Below are 19,822 nucleotides of genomic sequence, written 5' to 3'. Positions count from 1 at the left end.
GTCAGCCAGTCACCTGATAGGTGGCCGACGCCTGCTCGTACAGCTTCGTCACCTCGTCCCGCTGCGACTCGGGCCCGCGCACCTGCACGATGTGGTACCGCCCGTCGATGAGCATCGCGAGGTTGCGCACATACAGGTCGTTGCCGCTGTCGTCGGTCCAGGTGAACTGTCCCTCCGCCATGGTGCGCGTGCCCACCGTGACGGTGCGCAGCCCGGTCGCGGTGGCCCAGCTGGAGCTGCGGTACGGCTGCAACTCGTGCTCCGTGTCCCGCTGGTACGCCATCGGGTCGCTGCCGTAGGTGACCGCGCCGTCGCGTCCCTTCACGACGATGAGCTCGAACGCGCCGTGCGAGTACACCACCTGGTTCCAGTCGTTCTTTCCGGCCCGGGACCAGCCCTTGGCCACGGCGATCCGGAAGCCCTCCGGGTCGCTGCGCAGCGTGAAACCGTCGGCGACGGCCGGTCCGGTGGTCTGGCTCTCGGTCGCACTCGCCGAATTCGACGGGCTCTCCTCGGACTTGGGCGAGGTCTGGTCGGGGCGTGGCCGGCTGCCCGCGCCCTGGTCCGACTGCTCGGGCGCGGGGCTGACCTGCCCCGCACTGCCGGTACGGTCGCTGCCCGCCGCGTCCTTCCCCCCGGCCTTCGGCATGAAGAGCACGGCGTACGCGACCGCGGCGGCCAGCAGGAGCAGGATCAGGATCAGCAGGGTGCGGCCGAGGCTGCGCGGCGAACGCGCCTGCTCCTTGGCCCGCTTGTGCCGTCCGTGCGCGCTGGTCGCGGGCAGTCCGGCGCGCCGCCTGCGCACCAGCTCGCCCCGCCGCCGTACGATCGGCAGCCGGTTCGGGTCGGCAGGGGGCGCCGCGATGACATGCGTACCGGCGTCGGGCTCTGGCGCGGACCGCACGAGGGACCGCAGCCAGCCCCTGAGCTCCTCGAAGTCCAGCCGCTCGGTGGGGTCCTGACGCAGCAGCGACTCCACGACCGGCCTGAGCGGTCCGCACTCCTCCGCGAAGGCGGGCGGCTCGGCGCACACCATCTGCACCAGCTCGGCCGTCGACTCCTCCGGATACGGCGCATGCCCCTGTACGGCCCTGAAGAGCAGCGCCCCGAGCGCCCACAGGTCGGTCGCGGGTCCGATGGGTGCCGCCAGCTGCCAGTTCTCGTGCACGGGCCCGGCCTGCTCCGGCGCCCACCGCTCGGTCACGGGCCCCACCACGGCCATCCGCGCCTGCCGGGCCCGCTCGGCGGCGAGCGGCGTTGCGGGACCGCGCGGGGCGGGGGTGCCGGCCACGAGGTCGTCCCAGCGGCCGGGGGGCACAGCTCCGGGCGGGAGGGGGGCGGGAGTGTGCGAGCCGGGCGCCGGAACTCCCGTCGGGGGAGCCTTGTCGAGGCGGGGCGCTGGAACGCCGGAGGCCGAGGGAGCGCCGGCACCGGGCGCCGAGGTGCCGCCGTTGCCGTAGGGGCTTCCGCCGGCGTAGGAGCCGCCGTCGCCCGGCGGGAGTGCCGTACCACCGCTCTGGCCCGCGAGACCGGCCGCTTCACCGCTCTCGACGGCCGGGGCTCCGCCGATTCCGCTCCGGGGCGCGGCCCCGTGCCAGGCGCTCACTCCGTACGGGTCGGCTATCTGCCCCGGCGGGGTCGTGGTGCGCGGCGAGGTCTCCACGCCTTCGCCTGAAGTGTGGGCCTGTGCCGAGCCGTTGGCCGGCGAGGCGGGGCCGACCTCGGGCGCGGAACGGGCACCGGGCAGCGCCGCCCGCCCGCTCTGCTGCGCCTCCTGAACCCTGGCCGCGGCCCGGGCACCCGCCCGATAGGCGGCGATCGCCCCGGCCCGCGCGGCCCGGATGTCCCCGCCGGTCTCCAGGGCCTTGGGCGCGAGCGCACCCGGCGCCCCCGCCCCGTTCGCCGTGTCCGCTCCGGCGCTGGGCAGCCCCCCGGCCGTACGCGCCCGGATGGCGGCACGCCGAGCGGCCTCGGGATCGCCGCCCCCGGGGCCGCCTTGAGCACCCTGGAATCCAGGGGAACCCTGGAGGCTCTGCGCACTCCGGCCGCCCGGCAGACCGGATCCAGCATGTCCGGCATGTCCAGCCTGCCCGCCCGGCTCACCCGGGGAACCGCCCGCGGGTCCGAACCCGACGTCCCCGTCACCCTCCGGAGCCGGCACCGGGTCGTACCCGCACAGCGCCTCCTCCGCCGCCCCGACCGCGAGCCCGGTCAGCATCACCCGGCCGTCGTCGCAGACCAGCACCGTACGAGCCGTGATGTTCCGGTGCACCCAGCCATGGGCGTGCAGCACCCGCAGCGCCATGAGGACGTCGGAGGCCACCTCGGCCGCCCGGTACGGCGTGAGCGGTTTCTCGGCGAGCAGTGCCGCGAGCGGCCGCGCCGACACCAACTCGCTGACGATCCACAGCGAACCGCCCTCGGCGAACACGTCGAAGACCTGGTCGAGCCGCGGATGGTCGGGGATCCGCGCCGCGGCCTGCGCGGCCTCGACCGCACGCCGCACCGCCGGGTCGGTGGGCCGCCTCACCCCGGTGCGTGCCGCGGACCGCCCGCTCCCCCGCTGGCGCGGGTCACGTGCCGTGAAACCGTCCGGCAGCCCCTCCGCGTCGAGCACCTCCGCCTCGACCACTTCGGGCAACGGCACCTGCCTGACCAGGACTTCCTGACCGCTGTAGGTGTCGAAGGCGCGGGTGTCGGTGAGTTCGTACTCGTCGGCGGGTGGCAGCGGCAGGCGGTAGCGGTCGGCAAGAACCCGTCCCGCATAGTCGTCCACGATGCCTCCCCCGGCCGCCCGGTTGGTCAATTCCGTTCGCCTTGCGCCCCGTTCCGCACCCATACCTGGATGCGTACGGTCCGCAAACACTCACGATACGTGCCGGAGGCAACCTGCAATGAGGGGATGCCAGATCTCACGGCCCAAACACGGGTTCGGTCACATCACGACTTGGGTTCGAACGTCTTCGCGAGGGTGTTCCAGGTGGCCTTACGCAGGTCGCTGTCCCAGTTCGCGGCTTTCGCCGTGTACATCAGCGCATATCCGAGATGGTCGTTGACCACGAACCCGCGGTCGATCGTCCGGTACTCCGTCCCGCTCTCCACATAGGTGAACTCCCAGTCGGCCGTGTTCCAGCCGCGGTAGTCCACCTGCTCTATCCGGATCTTCTGGTACTGCGAGCGCGTCATGTAGCGCTCCTGGTTCTTCCAGTCGGCCACCGGGTCGCCCTTGGGCGTGGACGTCCAGGCGACGAGCAGCTTCTGCCCGTCGGGCCCGGTGAACCGGTCCCCGGCGGAACTCGCCGACTGGTACTTCCAGCCCTTGGGCAGCCCTATCGAGTACCCCTGGCTTCCGTTGTACTTCGTCTGCACCGCGCCGTCGTCCCCGGACGAACCGCCCGTTCCCGCGCTGCTGCCGCCGGACGCGCTCGGGCTGTTGGGGGTGCTGCCGTCCGTCGACGCCGACCCGGACTGCGAGTCGGCTCCGCCCGCACGGGTGCCGCCGCTCGCGTCCTCCTTGGTGCGGGCACCGGCGGACGCACTGGCCACGGCCTTGCCTCCGCTGCTCCTGCCGCCGTTCGAGCTCTTGCCGTCCCCGCCGAGCACGAGGGCCAGCACGGTCCCGACGACGGCGAGCACGACCACCACCGCGATGATCACCAGCGTCCGCTTCGGCACCACGTCGGTGAGCGGCGCCCTCGGCACGGGCCGCGGCGGCAGATCCGGCGGCGGCACGACCGGCCACCCCGAACTGCGCCCACCCGCCTGCGTAGTTGCCCCGTGCGCCCCGCTCTCCCGGCTCCCGGAAGCCGCACCGGCCGACGAGGCCGAGGCATCCGCAAGACCCGAAGCAGCCGATGAACCGGAACCCGCAGAGGTACCGGAAGGCGCCTTGGCTCCCGAAGCCGCCGCCGAAGCCGAGGACTGCACCGGTGCGGACGGCGCCGAAGACGGCGACGCGGCCGACCGCGGAGCCGGAGGCACCGCAGGCATCGGAGTCGTCGGAGCGGGAGGGGCAGGCGGAGCAGAGGGTGCCGGCGAAGCCGAGGAACCGGCCGCACCCGACGCCCCGGCGGACTTGGTGCCGCCGGACCCCGAACCGGCCGTACCGTTCGTCGACTTGCCGCGGGTCGCAGCCGCCGAACCGGCCACCGCTCCCGCCGCCACGGCGGCCTTCCGCACGGAACGCAGCGCCCCGCGCAGCTTCTCCGCCGCCTCCTCGCCCCGCTTGCTTCCGGAGCCCCCCGAACTCCCCTTGCCCTTGGGGGCGTCGGGCTGCACCGGCAACGGCACGACCCGCGTCGCGTCCATCGGCGGCTCCGGCTCGGCCTCCTTCGGCTCGGGCGCGTGGATCACGCGGTTGAGCATCGCCCGCGCACCCGCGTCGTCGAGCCGCTTGGCGGGATCCTTGGTCAGCAGCCCGTAGATGACGTCCCTCAGCGGCCCCGCGTTCTTCGGCTCCTCCATCGGCTCGGTCATCACCGCGGTGAGGGTGGCGATCGCGGAACCCTTGTCGTACGGCGGCACGCCCTCGACGGCCGCGTACAGCAGTCCGCCCAGCGACCACAGGTCGGCCGCGGGGCCCGGCTTGTGCCCGCGAGCCCGCTCCGGGGAGATGTAGGAGGGCGCGCCGACGAGCATGCCGGTCGAGGTGATGGACGGGTCGCCCTCCACCTGGGCGATACCGAAGTCGGTGAGCACGACCCGGTCGGTGTCGGACTCCAGCAGGACGTTGGACGGCTTCACGTCACGGTGCAGGATTCCCTCGCGGTGCGCCGAGCGCAGCACGTCGAGGATCGCGAGCCCGACCTCGGCGGCCCGCTTCGGCTCGAGCAGGCCGTCCTCGCGGATGACCTCGGCGAGCGACTTGCCCTCGACGAGCTCCATGACGATCCACGGCCGGTCGTCCTCCTCGACCACGTCGAAGACCGTCACCGCGCTGTTGTTGCGGATCCGCGCGATCGCCTTGGCCTCGCGCAGCGTCCGCGTGATCAGCCGGCGTTTCTCGTCCTCGTCGATGTTCGACGGGAACCGCAGCTCCTTGACGGCGACCGTCCGGCCCAGGGTCTCGTCCTCGGCCCGCCACACCGTGCCCATGCCGCCGCGGCCGAGCACCCTCCCCAGCCGGTACCGCCCGGCGAGAAGACGCTCGCTGTTGTCCTGACGAGTGTCCTGACGAGATGTCCCCGCCCGCTCCGCCTCCGACATGCGTCCCCTCATGCAACCCGCCCTGACAGAGCCTCCATTGTCCCTCACCCGACAAGTGCCCGACGCCCAGGGTGCCCGTGGCACCGTACGAGGAGCCCGTGCGCCCTGAACCCCGCCGGACCACGCGTCGCGCCACCCTGGATGATGGGCCCCGACAAGGGAGGACCTCGCGATGCCGCCGCTCAGGACGCTACTGGCCGCGCCCGTGTCGCTTGCGCTCCTCGCCCTGTCCCCGACCTCCTCCTCGGCCCCCGCGGCACCGGCCACGGACACGCTCCTTCCCCTGCTGGTCACGCAGGGCAGAGCCCCCGCCGCAGCCCTCCTGGCGGACGAGGACTCCCGCACCCGCTACGCCCGGGCGGGCCACGGCATCGCCCGTGCCGACCACTTCCGCGCCGGCAGCATCACGAAGACCTTCATCGCGACGGTCGTGCTGCAGCTCGCCGCGGAACACCGGCTGTCCCTGTCCGACACCGTCGAGCAGCATCTGCCCGGCCTGGTGCACGGAGCCGGCAACGACGGCCGCACGATGACCCTGCGCGCCCTGCTCACCCACACCAGCGGCCTGAGCAACTTCACCGCGGATACGGGAGGCCTGGTCCCCCTCTCCCCTCGTCAAGCCGTACGCATCGCCCTCACCCATCCCCCGGCCGACCCCGGCCGCTACTCCTACTCGAACACCAACTACGTGCTGCTCGGCATGGTCATCCAGCAGGTCACCGGCCACTCGTACGCCACCGAGGCCGAGCGCCGCATCATCGCTCCGCTGGGTCTGACGGGCACCTCCTTCCCCGGCTCCCGTACCTCTCTGCCCTCCCCGCACGGCCGCGCCTACGCGGCCGACGGAACCGACGTCACCGAACTCGACCCGCGGGTGGCCGGAGCCGCGGGCGAGCTGGTGACCACGCTCGCCGACCTGGACCGCTTCTACGCGGCCCTGCTGGACGGCGAACTGCTGCCCTCGCGCCGGCTGCGCGAGATGCGCGACACCCGCACCGCACACGGCCTGTACGGCATGGGCCTGTTCCCCGAGAAGCTGTCGTGCGGCATCACGGTGTGGGGCCACAACGGACGCATCACCGGCAGCTACGTGCGCACCGCAGCCACCGCCGACGGCCGCCATGTCCTCACCTTCCGCGTGAACACGACGGCGATCGCAGATCCCGGCCTCGAACCGGCCCTGCTCTCCGCCGAGTTCTGCCCTCGCACCCCGTAGAACGGCCGGGTTCCGAACGAAGATCCCGGATCCCGCCACCCGTTCGAGTGATGTCCCGGTGAATGGAATGCCCGGCGTCCTACAACGGCACGATGTCCGGCGCCCCCAACCGCGCCGCGTCCGCCGTCAGGTCGTCCGGCTGCCGCTGCGACTCCCGCTCGGCCTCCACCCGCTTCTCGTAGTGCTGGATCTCGCGCTCGATCTGGTCCTTGTCCCAGCCGAGGACCGGCGCCATGAGCTCGGCCGCCTCCCGTGCGCTGCGCGTCCCCCGGTCGAAGGTCTCGATGGAGATGCGGGTGCGCCGGGTCAGCACGTCGTCCAGGTGCCGGGCGCCCTCGTGCGAGGCGGCGTACACGACCTCGGCGCGCAGATAGTCGTCGGCGGCCTGCAGCGGCTCCCCGAGCGAGGCGTCGGCGGTGACGAGGTCGAGGACCTCCTCCGCCATCGATCCGTACCGGTTCAGCAGATGCTCCACGCGCACCACATGAAGACCCGTCCGCGCCGCGATCCGCGCCCGCGCGTTCCACAGCGCCCGGTAGCCCTCGGCCCCCAGCAGCGGCACGTCCTCCGTCACGCACTCGGCGACCCGCAGGTCGAGGCCGTGCACCGCCTCGTCCACCGCGTCCTTGGCCATCACCCGGTAGGTCGTGTACTTGCCGCCCGCCACCACGACGAGCCCGGGCGCGGGATGGGCGACCGTGTGCTCGCGGGACAGCTTGCTGGTGGCCTCCGACTCGCCGGCCAGCAGCGGACGCAGCCCCGCGTACACGCCCTGCACGTCGTCCCGGGTCAGCGGCACCGCGAGCACCGAGTTCACATGCTCCAGCAGGTAGTCGATGTCCGCGCTGGAGGCCGCCGGGTGCGCCTTGTCGAGGTCCCAGTCGGTGTCCGTGGTGCCGACGATCCAGTGCCGGCCCCAGGGGATGACGAACAGCACGGACTTCTCGGTGCGCAGGATCAGCCCCGACGAGGAGCTGATGCGGTCCTTCGGTACGACCAGGTGGATGCCCTTGGACGCCCGGACGTGGAACTGTCCGCGTTCGCCCACCATGCCCTGGGTGTCGTCGGTCCACACACCGGTCGCGTTGACGATCTGCTTGGCGCGGATCTCGTACTCGCCGCCCGCCTCGACGTCCTGCACACGCGCGCCGACGACGCGTTCGCCCTCCCGCAGGAAGCCCGTCACGCGCGCGCGGTTGGCGGCCTTCGCGCCGTACGCCGCCGCCGTGCGCACCAGAGTGGCCACATAACGCGCGTCGTCCATCTGGGCGTCGTAGTACTGCAGGGCTCCGACCAGCGCGTCCTTCTTCAAGGCGGGTGCCACGCGCAGGGCGTGGCGGCGGGTCAGATGGCGGTGCGTGGGCAGGCCGCGGCCGTGTCCGCGGGCCATCGACATCGCGTCGTAGAGCGCGACGCCCGAACCGGCGTACAGGCGCTCCCAGCCCTTGTGCTGCAGCGGGTAGAGGAACGGCACCGGCTTCACCAGGTGCGGGGCGAGCCGCTCCAGCAGCAGGCCGCGCTCCTTCAGTGCCTCCCGTACGAGCGCGAAGTCGAGCATCTCCAGATAGCGCAGTCCGCCGTGGATCAGCTTGCTGGACCTGCTGGAGGTGCCCGAAGCCCAGTCACGCGCCTCGACCAGGCCGGTGGACAGACCGCGGGTCACGGCGTCCAGGGCGGTGCCCGCACCGACCACGCCGCCGCCCACCACCAGTACGTCCAGCTCGCGCTCGGCCATTGCCGCCAGTGACTCGGCTCGCTGCGCCGGCCCCAGTGTCGCTGTCCTCACCGCTGCCTCCCGCTATCGGTAGCGTCGGCCGCACCCGTCGGGCGAAGCCCGTTTCTCATCCCCCATGCCCAAATTCTGACCGGCTTGCCCGGCTTCAGCCACCAGTCGCCCTCAGCCTGTGGACAACATTCCCGAGACCTGCGGAAAACACGGACAACCAATCCAGCAAATCGGTCATATTTACTCCTAGTGTGACATTGCGCTTCGCCTGTCTTGTCCACAGGGCTTGCGCACCTGCCCCGCTTCGGTTACTGGGAGGACGGCCCACGCCATGCCCGCAGATCTCGCCGTCATCGGACTCGGCCCGTTCGGCCTACCCCTGGCTCAGGCGGCCGTCGCGGCCGGCATCCCCACACTCGGCTATCGGACCGGGCCCGAGCAGGGCTCCCTCAGCCCCGCCGAACTGCGCCGGATGCTCTCAGGGGGCTTCAGGCACGCCACCAGCCCGGCCGAGCTCGGCCGTGTCCGCACCGCGGTCATCTGCGCGCCGACCCCGCGCGGCGCCGACGGCAAGCTCGACCTCGGCCAGGTGGAGGCGGCTGCCCGCGCCCTGGCCGCGCGGCTGCGCCCGCACACCACGGTCATCCTGGAGTCGCCCGTCCCCCCGGGCACCACCGAGGAGTTCCTGTGCCCCCTCCTGGAGGAGGGCTCCGGACTCCAGGCGGGCCGCGACTTCCACCTCGCCTACTCCCCCAGCCGGGTCGACCCCGGAAACCGCGCCTTCACCCCGGCCAACATCCCCAAGGTGATCGGCGGCCTCACCTCCGCCTGCACCGAGTCCGCCGCCGCGTTCTACGGCCGTCTCACCGACAAGGTGGTACGCGCGCGTGGCCTGCGAGAGGCGGAGACCGTGCAGCTCCTTGAGACCAACTTCCGGCACGTCAACATCGCGCTCGTCAACGAGATGGCCGTCCTCTGCAACCACCTCGGCGTCGACGTCTGGGACGTCATCCGCTGCGCGGAGACCAAGCCGTTCGGCTTCGAGGCCTTCCGCCCCGGCCCCGGGGTCGGCGGCCACGCCGTCCCCCAGGACCTGGCCGGCCTCCCCGGCCGCACCCTGCGCATGGTCGAACTGGCCCAGCAGGTCAACAGCCAGATGCCCCGTTACGTCGTCCAGCGCGCCGCGGCCCTCCTCAACGAGCACGGCAAGTCGGCGCGCGGCGCACGCGTGCTGCTCCTCGGCGTCACCTACAAGCCGGACCTCGCCGACCAACAGGGCACCCCCGCCCCGGAGATCGCCGTCCGCCTCATGGAACTGGGCGCCTCGATCAGCTACCACGACCCGCACGTCCCGTCCTGGAGCGTGCAGGACCGCCCGGTCCCGCGCGCGGACGCCCTCTACGAGGCCGCGGCCGAGGCCGATCTGACGATCCTGCTCCAGCAGCACCGGACGTACGACCTCCAAGGGCTCTCGGTGAAGGCGCAGTTGCTGCTGGACACGCGCGGAGCCGTTCCGACGGGGGCCGCCCACCGCCTCTGACCGCATATTTCGCTGGCCGCCCTGTCACACCCACCTGTTACTCTCCCTCCACTCGTCGCACACACGTGCGCACACTTTCTTCGCTTCACCATCCGCTCGTTCCATCCCGTGGGGGGATTTCTGTCATGAGCCAGTCAGCTCCAACACCGCCGCCGCAGCCCCAGCAGGCCGACGCCGCCCCGGAGGCCCAGCAGCCGGACGCGGCACCGCAGCCTCCGGCGCCGGGCGTTCCGTACGCGTCCGTTCCCGCGCCCGCTCCGGTGAAGAACAACATCGGGCTCGGCCTGGGGGCCGCGTTCGCTGCCGCCGTGGTCGTCGCCGGTGTCTACGGCGCGATCATCGGCCTGACCAAGCACGAGATCGGCTGGGCGGCGGTCGGCGTCGGCTTCCTGATCGGTCTCGCGGCGGGCCGGCTCGGCGGCCGCAACCCGGTCCTGCCGGTCGCGAGCGCGGTCCTGTCGCTGGGTGCCGTCTACGTCGGCCAGCTGGTGGGCGAGGCGATGCTCATCGCGGACCAGGTGAAGGTCGGCTTCAACGAGGTCTTCTTCCAGCACCTCAACGTGGTCCAGGAGGCCTGGAAGGCGGACGCCGACCCGCTGACGTTCGTGTTCTTCGCGATCGCCGCGTACGTCGCGTTCACGGGTGCCAAGAAGGCGGCGGTCTGACGCTGCCGGTGCGGGGCGGGGCGGCGCGTCGGTGGTGAAGGGGGGCGCGCGGGTGCGGAGGGCTGCGGGGCTGGTGGCATGCGGGGCGCGGCGCGGGTACCTTACGGAGACAGGTGGGGTCGGCCGCAGCGGGCACTGCGGCAGGCTCGTGGATGGATCAGGGAGTGTCCGCCCCTAGGTTGTGTAGGGACGGCCGCTCACCATCACGCCCACTAAGTGGAGCCCACCGCAGTGAGCGCTGCGGCAGGCTCCTGGATGGTTCACGGAGTGTCCGCCCCTAGGTAGCTTGGGGGCGGCCGCTCACCACCGAAAAGGTGGAGCCCACCGCAGCGGGAACTGCGGCAGGCTCCTGGCTGGTTTACGGGTGTCCGCCCCTACCCTCTATGGGGGCGGCCGCTCACCAGCCGAAAATCCGCAATACCCACCTCCTCCGGCATTGCACCATCCGAAGACGGAGTCGATCCCAGCGAGTGGGCTTGCGGTGACGGCCCATGGGCGCGCCCCCTTCCATGACGCCGCCCGCTTATCCCGGTGGGGCGGTCCACTGGAGCTCCGGGCCGGGCCCCGGGCTACTAGGTCCGGACACGTGCTCCGTGGAAGGGGGCGCCCCAGAGAGCGGGTCGCCGATCAAGGACACTACCGCCCGCTTACGCCCGTTCGGCCCACATTCGCCCCGAACGCAACCACGCGCCCCCGCCTCTCAACACACGCCCCCGCCAGCCCACTTGGGCACGCAAAAGGGCCGGTCGCCCACCCCGTGGGATGGATGACCGGCCCTTCAGGCGCCGTAACCCCTACCGCTTGTGCTGCGAGTCCGCCACCGTCACCTCGACCCGCTGGAACTCCTTCAGCTCGCTGTAGCCGGTCGTGGCCATCGCCCGCCGCAGCGCGCCGAAGAGGTTCATGGAGCCGTCAGGGGTGTGCGACGGGCCGGTCAGCACCTCCTCGATGGTGCCGACCGTGCCGAGGTCGACCTTCTTGCCGCGCGGCAGCTCGTCGTTGACGGCCTCCATGCCCCAGTGGTTGCCCTTGCCAGGCGCGTCGGTCGCGCGCGCGAGCGGGGAACCCATCATCACGGCGTCCGCGCCGCAGGCGATCGCCTTCGGGATGTCGCCGGACCAGCCCACGCCGCCGTCGGCGATCACGTGCACGTACCGGCCGCCGGACTCGTCCATGTAGTCACGGCGGGCCGCCGCCACGTCCGCGACCGCGGTCGCCATCGGGACCTGGATGCCCAGCACGTTGCGCGTGGTGTGCGCGGCGCCGCCGCCGAAGCCGACGAGCACGCCCGCCGCGCCCGTGCGCATCAGGTGCAGGGCCGCCGTGTACGTGGCGCAGCCGCCGACGATCACCGGGACGTCGAGCTCGTAGATGAACTGCTTCAGGTTCAGCGGCTCGTGCGAGCCGGAGACGTGCTCCGCGGAGACCGTCGTACCGCGGATGACGAAGATGTCCACGCCCGCGTCCACGACGGCCTTGGAGAACTGTGCCGTGCGCTGCGGGGAGAGCGCGGCTGCGGTGACCACGCCGGAGTCGCGCACCTCCTTCAGACGCGCGCCGATCAGCTCCTCCTTGATGGGGGCCGCGTAGATCTCCTGGAGCCGGCGCGTGGCCCGGTCCGCGTCCAGGCCGACGATCTCGTCGAGCAGCGGCTGCGGGTCCTCGTACCTCGTCCACAGGCCCTCGAGGTTCAGCACGCCGAGACCGCCGAGCTCGCCGATGCGGATCGCGGTGGCCGGGGAGACCACGGAGTCCATGGGGGCGGCCAGGAACGGCAGCTCGAAGCGGTAGGCGTCGATCTGCCAGGCGATCGAGACCTCCTTCGGGTCCCGCGTACGGCGGCTGGGGACGACGGCGATGTCGTCGAAGGCGTACGCCCGGCGGCCGCGCTTGCCGCGCCCGATCTCGATCTCAGTCACGTCTGTGGCCTTTCCCTGATGCGTTGCAGCGTCTTCCAGTATCGCCGACGGGTACGACAAGGGCGGCCCCGGTGCTTCCGGGACCGCCCTTGAAGGAGCCTGCTGACCGCTCGGGTGGACTACTTGCGGCTGTAGTTCGGCGCCTCGACCGTCATCTGGATGTCGTGCGGGTGGCTCTCCTTGAGGCCCGCGGAGGTGATCCGCACGAAGCGGCCCTTGGACTCCATCTCCTCGATGGTGGCCGCGCCCACGTAGCCCATGGTCTGGCGCAGACCGCCGACGAGCTGGTGCAGGACGCTGGACAGCGGGCCGCGGTAGGGCACCTGTCCCTCGATGCCCTCGGGCACGAGCTTGTCGTCGGAGGCGACCTCGCCCTGGAAGTAGCGGTCCTTGGAGTACGACTTCGCCTGGCCGCGAGACTGCATGGCGCCGAGCGAGCCCATGCCGCGGTACGACTTGAACTGCTTGCCGTTGATGAACTGCAGCTCGCCGGGCGACTCCTCGCAGCCCGCGAGCAGCGAGCCGAGCATCACCGTGTCGGCGCCGGCCGCGAGGGCCTTGCCGATGTCGCCGGAGTACTGCAGGCCGCCGTCGCCGATCAGCGGGATGCCGGCCCGGCGGGCCGCGAGGGAGGCCTCGTAGATGGCGGTGACCTGCGGGACGCCGATGCCGGCGACCACTCGGGTCGTACAGATGGAGCCGGGGCCCACGCCCACCTTGATGCCGTCGACACCGGCGTCGATGAGAGCCTGCGCGCCGTCGCGGGTGGCGACGTTGCCGCCGATCACGTCGACGGAGACGCTCGACTTGATCTTGGACATCCAGCTCAGCGCGTTGCTGTTGTGGCCGTGCGAGGTGTCGACGACCAGGAAGTCCACACCGGCCTCGGCGAGCGCCTGGGCGCGCTCCAGGGCCTCGGGGCTGGCGCCCACGGCGGCACCGACGAGCAGGCGGCCCTCGGAGTCCTTGGCGGCGTTCGGGTACTTCTCGGCCTTGACGAAGTCCTTGACCGTGATCAGACCCTTGAGGACACCGGCCTCGTCGACCAGGGGAAGCTTCTCGATCTTGTGGCGGCGCAGCAGCTCCATGGCGTCCACGCCGGAGATGCCGACCTTGCCGGTGACCAGCGGCATCGGCGTCATGACCTCGCGCACCTGGCGGCTGCGGTCGGACTCGAAGGCCATGTCACGGTTGGTGACGATGCCGAGCAGCTTGCCGGCCGGGTCGGTGACGGGGACACCGCTGATGCGGAACTTGGCGCACAGCGCGTCCGCGTCGGCGAGCGTGGCCTCCGGGTGCACGGTGATCGGGTCGGTGACCATGCCGGACTCGGACCGCTTGACCAGGTCGACCTGGTTGACCTGGTCCTCCACGGACAGGTTGCGGTGCAGCACGCCGACGCCGCCGAGGCGGGCCATCGCGATCGCCATGCGGGACTCGGTCACCTTGTCCATCGCCGCGGAGAGCAGCGGGATGTTGACCCGGACGTTGCGGGAGATGCGGGACGAGGTGTCGACCGCGTTGGGGAGCACCTCGGATGCGCCCGGCAGCAGCAGCACGTCGTCGTAGGTCAGCCCGAGTGTCGCGAATTTACCGGGCACTCCGTCGACGTTCGCAGTCATGACACCTTCCCCAAATGGCCTTGATCGGTGCGGATGTCCATGCTAACGGGAAGCACGGCTCTCGAATTCCACGGTTCCGCAGGACCCTGGGCTTCGTATGTTCGTACGGAATCGTCGGGAGCCCTGTTCAAGGAAGGCGCTTACGGCAGTGGGATCACTGCTCTGCGAGCGCCCTGAGCCGGCTCAGCGCCCGGTGCTGTGCGACCCGCACCGCTCCGGGTGACATTCCCAACATCTGTCCCGTCTCCTCGGCCGTGAGACCCACCGCGATCCGCAGCAGGAGCAGCTCGCGCTGGTTCTCCGGCAGGTTGGCCAGCAGTTTCTTGGCCCATTCGGCGTCGCTGCTGAGCAGCGCCCGCTCCTCCGGGCCGAGCGAGTCGTCCGGCCGCTCGGGCATCTCGTCGGACGGGACCGCCGTCGACCCCGGGTGCCGCATCGCCGCCCGCTGCAGGTCCGCCACCTTGTGCGCGGCGATGGCGAAGACGAACGCCTCGAAGGGGCGGCCGGTGTCCTTGTAGCGCGGCAGCGCGAGCAGGACGGCGACGCAGACCTCCTGCGCGAGGTCCTCCACGAAGTGCCGGGCATCACCCGGCAGACGGGACAGACGCGTGCGGCAGTAGCGCAGCGCCAGGGGGTGGACATGGGCCAGCAGGTCGTGTGTGGCCTGCTCGTCCCCGTCCACGGCGCGATGGACGAGTGCACCGATCGCCCCTGCGGCACTCGCCGCCTCGTCGTCGCGCATCGGTCCATGGTGCCTTGCGGCCGCGCGGGCCGTGGCACCGTGTCCGATGTTGTGCACCGAAGCGTTATGAGCAGGTGCGCCGGAACTCATCCCTTGCGCCCTCCCCTTCCGCTCGACCGACTCGTCCCCGAGAGACTCCACACCTCAAGGATGCGGCATCCGCGCCGAAACGAGCATCGGGTACCCGGCGGGGCCTTTTGACAAGCGGCTCCGAGGGGGTGCGGGTGCCGTTCCCCGCGTCCCACGGCAGCGGCCGGCGTCGAGGCCGGTGCGTGCTTGCGGCATGCCGGACGAAGGCCCTCGCAGCGGAGCTGCCAGGGCCTTTGACCGGTGCACCGGAGCGCGCGCGTGCCGGGCGGTGTGGGGGCGTGCCCGAACTTCCCCGGGGTCGCCCGGTCTCACCCACCTCGCGGTGGGCGGGGGTTCTCGAACCCCCGCTGCAACACACCCGACCGGCCTAGCGAACCAGGCCCCAGCGGAAGCCGAGCGCCACGGCGTGCGCCCGGTCCGAGGCGCCGAGCTTCTTGAAGAGCCGCCGGGCGTGCGTCTTCACCGTGTCCTCGGAGAGGAACAGCTCGCGGCCGATCTCCGCGTTGGAGCGGCCGTGGCTCATGCCCTCCAGGACCTGGATCTCACGCGCGGTGAGCGTGGGCGCGGCGCCCATCTCGGCGGAGCGCAGCCGGCGCGGGGCCAGCCGCCAGGTCGGGTCGGCGAGCGCCTGGGTGACGGTCGCGCGCAACTCCGCGCGCGAGGCGTCCTTGTGCAGATAGCCGCGGGCACCCGCGGCGACCGCGAGGGCCACGCCGTCCAGGTCCTCGGCGACGGTCAGCATGATGATGCGCGCGCCGGGGTCGGCGGACAGCAGCCGGCGGACGGTCTCGACGCCGCCCAGTCCGGGCATGCGTACGTCCATCAGAATCAGGTCCGAACGGTCGGCGCCCCAGCGGCGGAGGACTTCCTCGCCGTTGGCCGCGGTCGTCACGCGCTCGACGCCGGGCACGGTCGCGACCGCGCGGCGGAGCGCCTCTCGGGCAAGCGGGGAGTCGTCGCAGACGAGGACGGATGTCATGGCCGCCCTCCGCAGCTGATGCACGTCACCTTGAGCCTCCAGGCTGGTACGAAATCGTCACCTGTGCGGTCGACCGTCTCGGACGCCTGCCCGAGCACTTGTTGCTTCAACCGCCTCCGCACTCTCAACGATGGTCACTCGAAAGAGTTACGGGGGCGTGTGCCATCTTCGGCACTCTACGTGAGGGCACGGACACGGTGCAGACATGCAGGGCGGACTCTCAACGTTTCATCACAACCCATGCCCCATTTAGCCCTTTTTCTTCCCATCTACTGGTGTCTGAGGCTAGATTCGCAATGAGTCATATTTTCATAACCTTAGATCGTAGATATACGGTCGTGGGCACCGTATCCGCTCAGAACGGCTACAAGGGGTCACGCAATGGCAGATTTCTCCCGCCTTCCCGGACCGAACGCGGACCTGTGGGACTGGCAGCTTCTGGCTGCCTGTCGCGGGGTGGACAGCTCGCTCTTCTTCCATCCGGAGGGTGAGCGCGGTGCGGCCCGGAGCGCTCGCGAGAACTCGGCCAAGGAGGTCTGTATGAGGTGCCCGGTGCGCGCGCAGTGCGCGGCGCACGCGCTGGCGGTGAGAGAGCCATACGGCGTGTGGGGCGGCCTGACCGAGGACGAGCGCGAAGAGCTGATGGGGCGGGCACGGAACCGGCTGGTGGCGGCGGCGACCGCCGGGGACGGCGTCTCGAACAATTGAAGGAACGTTTCTGCGTTCCCGGGTCCCTGAGCTCCCGGACCCCGAGCTCCCCAAGCGAAGGGCACGTACGCGTGCCCTTCATCACTGCCGGGCGGCTGCGCGCCCGAGTTGCTCCAGGGTCGCCGCGACCGCCGGCACCTGGGCCAGATCGGGCAGCGTCAGCGCCACGATCTCCCGCCGCACCGCCGGCTCCAGCGTCAGCACGCGCGCGTGCCGCGGCCGTACCGACTCGATGGCCAGCTGCGGCAGTACGGCGACACCGAGTCCCGCACCGACCAGGCCGACGACGGCCGGATAGTCGTCGGTGGCGAAGTCGATGCGCGGCGTGAACCCCGCGCTCTCGCACACCTCGACCAGCTGCCCGCGGCAGCGCGGGCACCCGGCGATCCACGGCTCGTGCGCGAGGTCCCCGATGGCCACGGCCGAGGCCTGTGCGAGCCGGTGCCGCTCGGGCACGAGCCCGACCAGCCGGTCGCTCAGCAGCGGCCGTACGACGAGGTCGTCCCACTCCTCCGCGCCCGCCGCGCGCTCGTAGCGGAAGGCCAGCGCCACGTCGCAGTCGCCCTCCCGCAGCAGCTCCACGGAGGCGGGCGGTTCGGCCTCCTCCAAGGAGACCCGGGTGCCGGGGTGCGCGGCGCGCAGGGCCGCGAGGGCGGTGGGCACGAGCGTCGAGCTGCCGCTCGGGAACGAGACGAGCCGTACGCGTCCGGCGCGCAGCCCCGCGATGGCGGCGACCTCCTCCTCCGCCGCCGTGAGCCCGGCCAGGATCCCCGAGGCATGCCGCACCAGCGCCTCACCGGCCTGGGTCAGCCGCATCTCGCGCCCGCCGCGGACGAGCAGCGGTGTGCCGACCGACGCCTCCAGGGCCTTCATCTGCTGGCTGACGGCGGGCTGCGTACAGCCCAGTTCGCGGCCCGCGGCCGAGAAGGAGCCGGTGGTGGCGACGGCGCGCAGGACGCGCAGATGACGGGCTTCGATCACCGTTCGAGGATAAGTGATCCTTTGGTAGGGCGCCCGATAATGCGTCGACGCTTTGAGTCGACGTGACCTACTGTTCGGTCATGAAGCTACTGTCAGTGAACCTCGGCCGCCCGAAGCGCGTGCCGTACACCGGCCAGCCGGATGGGGTGACCGGCATCGACAAGCGGCCGGTCGACGGTCCGGTGCGGGTGGCGGCGCCCGGGCCCAAGGGCGTCGGTGCGAGCGGGCTGGCCGGGGACGCGGTGTGCGAGCTGCGCCACCACGGGGGCGACGACCAGGCGGTGTACGCGGTCGCGCGCGAGGACCTCGACGACTGGGAGCGCGAGTTGGGGCGCAAGCTGCCGAGCGGCTCGTTCGGCGAGAACCTCACCACCGAGGGCCTCGACATATCCGGCGCACTGATCGGCGAGCGCTGGCGGATCGGACCGGACGTCGTCCTGGAGGTCACCTCCGGCCGGATCCCCTGCCTCACCTTCCAGGGCCATCTGGGTGAGAAGGGGTGGGTGAGGCGGTTCACGCAGAAGGGTGCCCCGGGCGCGTACCTGCGGGTGATCGAGCCCGGCGAGATCCGCGCCGGCGACCCGGTCGAGATCGTGCACCTGCCGGACCACGACGTGACGGTGGCGCTGCAGTTCCGGGCGGTCACGACGGAGCGGGAACTGCTGCCGCGGCTGCTGGCGGCGGGCGAGGCACTGCATCCGGACGGCCGCGAGGCGGCACGGCTGTACCTGGAGAAGCACGGTTCCTGACGACTCGTCAGATGTCCGCTCTCCCCGGATGCTTCACCACCGTCGGGCCCTGTGCAGAGATCGGATTCCCGCAGTCCGGGTCACTACCCTTGGGCCATGACAACGGCTCTGATTACGGGATCGACCGCGGGCATCGGCGCCGCGTTCGCGCGGCGGCTGTCGGCGGACGGGCACAATCTGGTGCTCGTCGCCCGCGACACCAAGCGGTTGCGAGAACAGGCGACCGAACTGCACGACCGGCACGGCATCGAGGCGGAGGTGCTCACCGCCGACCTCGCCACGGACGAGGGCATCGAGGCCGTGGCCGCGCGCCTGGCCGACCGCAAGAACCCCGTCGACCTGCTGATCAACAACGCCGGCTTCGGCAACAAGGGCCGCTTCCTCGACGTGGCGATGGCCGACGAGCTGACGATGCTCAAGGTGCACTGCGAGGCGGTGCTGCGCCTCACGGCGGCGGCGACCGAGGCGATGCGCGAGCGCGGCCGCGGCGGGGTCGTCAACGTCGCGTCGGTGGCCGCCTTCGTGCCGCGCGGCACGTACGGCGCCTCCAAGGCGTGGGTCGTGCAGTTCACGCAGGGGGCGGCGAAGGACCTGGCGGGCAGCGGGGTGCGGTTGATGGCGCTGTGCCCGGGATTCGTGCGGACCGAGTTCCATCAGCGGGCCGGGATGGGCACGGACAACATCCCCGGCTGGATGTGGCTCGATGCAGACAAGCTGGTGGCGGCGGCCCTGTCGGACCTGGCGCGAGGCAAGTCGCTGTCCGTTCCGGACCCGCGGTACAAGGCGCTGATGGGGATCGTGAAGGTGACGCCCCGGGGCCTGCTGGGCGGGATCACCTCGCGGACCGGGCGGAAGTACGGGCCGCAGTAGCCTCCCGGCGCTCGGGGGGCGCCGGGGAGCCCCGGTGGGAGAATGGTGCTGTTCAACCGCAGCCCGGGGAACCGGAGGCGACGCCATGACCTTCGTGCAGATCATCGACTGCAGGACCAGCCGGTTCGACGACATCAACCGGCTGATGGACACATGGGTCGAACAGACCAGGGGGAAGCGGACGGCGACGCACGCGGTGGTCGGCAAGGACCACTCCGATGCGTCCCACTTCATCGAGATCGTGGAGTTCCCCTCGTTCGAGGAGGCGATGCGGAACTCCAACCTGCCCGAGACCGACAAGGTCTTCCGCGAGATGGTGGCTCTCTGCGACGAGATGCCGACCTTCACCGACCTGGACGTCGTGCGCGACGAGCAGTTGTACGCGGCGAACGTGCGGCGGTTCTTCGAGACCATCGCCACCAGGGGCGAACTGCCGCCGCTGAACGATCTCATCGCCGAGAACTACCACGACCACGATCCCGCCAACGAGCAGGACACCATGGGCATGGACGCCATGCGGCGCGAGATCGGCATGTGGCGCAGCGGGTTCGACTTCACCTTCGACGTCGAGGACCAGATCTCCCAGGGTGACCGGGTGAGCACCCGGTGGACCTGGCGCGGCACCCAGACCGGTGAGTTCATGGGGCTCCCGTCCACCGGGAAGAACGTCGTCATGACCGGCACGACCCTCTTCCGGTGCAATGAGGAAGGGAAGATCGTCGAGGGCTGGTGGCAGTACGACCGGCTGGGGCTGATGGCGCAACTGGGCGCGCTGGAGGGGCTGGAGCAGTAGGAGGACGGCGAAAGGCC

Annotated in this window: 15 protein-coding genes; 7 read left to right on the top strand and 8 right to left on the bottom strand. The window is 71.3% G+C overall.

Annotation, left to right across the window (positions count from 1 at the left end; all coding sequences use genetic code 11):
* Position 1: 1 nt before the first annotated feature.
* Both ACFY1U_RS07095 and ACFY1U_RS07090 read right to left on the bottom strand, forming a co-directional pair.
* On the bottom strand, positions 2 to 2,776 hold the full coding sequence (locus ACFY1U_RS07095) for a protein kinase (protein ID WP_390693085.1): 2,775 nt from the start codon (positions 2,774 to 2,776) through the stop codon (positions 2 to 4).
* Positions 2,777 to 2,940: 164 nt separating this feature from the next.
* Entirely contained in the window at positions 2,941 to 5,205 is a 2,265-nt protein-coding gene (locus tag ACFY1U_RS07090; RefSeq protein ID WP_390693661.1) for a serine/threonine-protein kinase, read from the bottom strand.
* Positions 5,206 to 5,377: 172 nt separating this feature from the next.
* Between ACFY1U_RS07090 and ACFY1U_RS07085 the strand changes: the two genes are divergently transcribed.
* The gene (locus ACFY1U_RS07085) at positions 5,378 to 6,421 is read left to right on the top strand and encodes a serine hydrolase domain-containing protein (protein WP_390693084.1); all 1,044 of its coding nucleotides are present in this window, start codon (positions 5,378 to 5,380) and stop codon (positions 6,419 to 6,421) included.
* 79 nt (positions 6,422 to 6,500) lie between these two features.
* Here ACFY1U_RS07085 and ACFY1U_RS07080 read toward each other — a convergent pair whose 3' ends face one another.
* Positions 6,501 to 8,207: a glycerol-3-phosphate dehydrogenase/oxidase gene (locus tag ACFY1U_RS07080; protein WP_390693083.1), complete on the bottom strand. Its 1,707-nt coding sequence runs from the start codon at positions 8,205 to 8,207 to the stop codon at positions 6,501 to 6,503.
* A gap of 271 nt (positions 8,208 to 8,478) precedes the next feature.
* Between ACFY1U_RS07080 and ACFY1U_RS07075 the strand changes: the two genes are divergently transcribed.
* A complete protein-coding gene (locus tag ACFY1U_RS07075) occupies positions 8,479 to 9,687 on the top strand; it encodes a nucleotide sugar dehydrogenase (protein ID WP_390693082.1) in 1,209 nt (402 codons plus the stop codon).
* Between the two features lie 125 nt (positions 9,688 to 9,812).
* Entirely contained in the window at positions 9,813 to 10,352 is a 540-nt protein-coding gene (locus ACFY1U_RS07070) for a hypothetical protein (protein WP_390693081.1), read from the top strand.
* A gap of 794 nt (positions 10,353 to 11,146) precedes the next feature.
* On the opposite strand, the gene ACFY1U_RS07065 is transcribed toward ACFY1U_RS07070, so the two are convergent.
* The 4 genes from ACFY1U_RS07065 to ACFY1U_RS07050 form a co-directional block, all read right to left on the bottom strand.
* Positions 11,147 to 12,271: a GuaB3 family IMP dehydrogenase-related protein gene (locus ACFY1U_RS07065; RefSeq protein ID WP_390693080.1), complete on the bottom strand. Its 1,125-nt coding sequence runs from the start codon at positions 12,269 to 12,271 to the stop codon at positions 11,147 to 11,149.
* A 119-nt stretch (positions 12,272 to 12,390) separates the two neighbouring features.
* On the bottom strand, positions 12,391 to 13,893 hold the full coding sequence (gene guaB, locus ACFY1U_RS07060) for an IMP dehydrogenase (RefSeq protein ID WP_390693079.1): 1,503 nt from the start codon (positions 13,891 to 13,893) through the stop codon (positions 12,391 to 12,393).
* 154 nt (positions 13,894 to 14,047) lie between these two features.
* Positions 14,048 to 14,635: a sigma-70 family RNA polymerase sigma factor gene (locus tag ACFY1U_RS07055; RefSeq protein ID WP_030930346.1), complete on the bottom strand. Its 588-nt coding sequence runs from the start codon at positions 14,633 to 14,635 to the stop codon at positions 14,048 to 14,050.
* Positions 14,636 to 15,092: 457 nt separating this feature from the next.
* Positions 15,093 to 15,704, bottom strand: a complete 612-nt coding sequence (locus ACFY1U_RS07050) for a response regulator transcription factor (protein WP_003948568.1) — start codon at positions 15,702 to 15,704, stop codon at positions 15,093 to 15,095.
* 381 nt (positions 15,705 to 16,085) lie between these two features.
* On the opposite strand from ACFY1U_RS07050, the gene ACFY1U_RS07045 reads away from it, so the two are divergent.
* Positions 16,086 to 16,412, top strand: a complete 327-nt coding sequence (locus ACFY1U_RS07045) for a WhiB family transcriptional regulator (RefSeq protein ID WP_115906403.1) — start codon at positions 16,086 to 16,088, stop codon at positions 16,410 to 16,412.
* A gap of 81 nt (positions 16,413 to 16,493) precedes the next feature.
* On the opposite strand, the gene ACFY1U_RS07040 is transcribed toward ACFY1U_RS07045, so the two are convergent.
* Positions 16,494 to 17,393 carry a LysR family transcriptional regulator gene (locus tag ACFY1U_RS07040; RefSeq protein ID WP_390693078.1) on the bottom strand — a complete coding sequence of 300 codons (900 nt, stop codon included), beginning with the start codon at positions 17,391 to 17,393 and terminating at the stop codon, positions 16,494 to 16,496.
* A gap of 80 nt (positions 17,394 to 17,473) precedes the next feature.
* Between ACFY1U_RS07040 and ACFY1U_RS07035 the strand changes: the two genes are divergently transcribed.
* The 3 genes from ACFY1U_RS07035 to ACFY1U_RS07025 all read left to right on the top strand — a co-directional run bounded on the left by ACFY1U_RS07035 (position 17,474) and on the right by ACFY1U_RS07025 (position 19,805).
* On the top strand, positions 17,474 to 18,142 hold the full coding sequence (locus tag ACFY1U_RS07035; RefSeq protein WP_390693077.1) for an MOSC domain-containing protein: 669 nt from the start codon (positions 17,474 to 17,476) through the stop codon (positions 18,140 to 18,142).
* A 96-nt stretch (positions 18,143 to 18,238) separates the two neighbouring features.
* Entirely contained in the window at positions 18,239 to 19,012 is a 774-nt protein-coding gene (locus ACFY1U_RS07030; RefSeq protein ID WP_390693076.1) for an SDR family NAD(P)-dependent oxidoreductase, read from the top strand.
* A gap of 85 nt (positions 19,013 to 19,097) precedes the next feature.
* Complete coding sequence (locus tag ACFY1U_RS07025; protein WP_390693075.1) at positions 19,098 to 19,805, top strand: ester cyclase; 708 nt, start codon at positions 19,098 to 19,100, stop codon at positions 19,803 to 19,805.
* The last annotated feature ends 17 nt before the right edge of the window (positions 19,806 to 19,822 follow it).

This window comes from Streptomyces sp. NPDC001351 (assembly GCF_042896045.1).
Taxonomy (GTDB): domain Bacteria; phylum Actinomycetota; class Actinomycetes; order Streptomycetales; family Streptomycetaceae; genus Streptomyces.
Note: the sequence above shows the minus strand (reverse complement) of the source record. Positions and strands in the feature narration are given on the sequence as shown.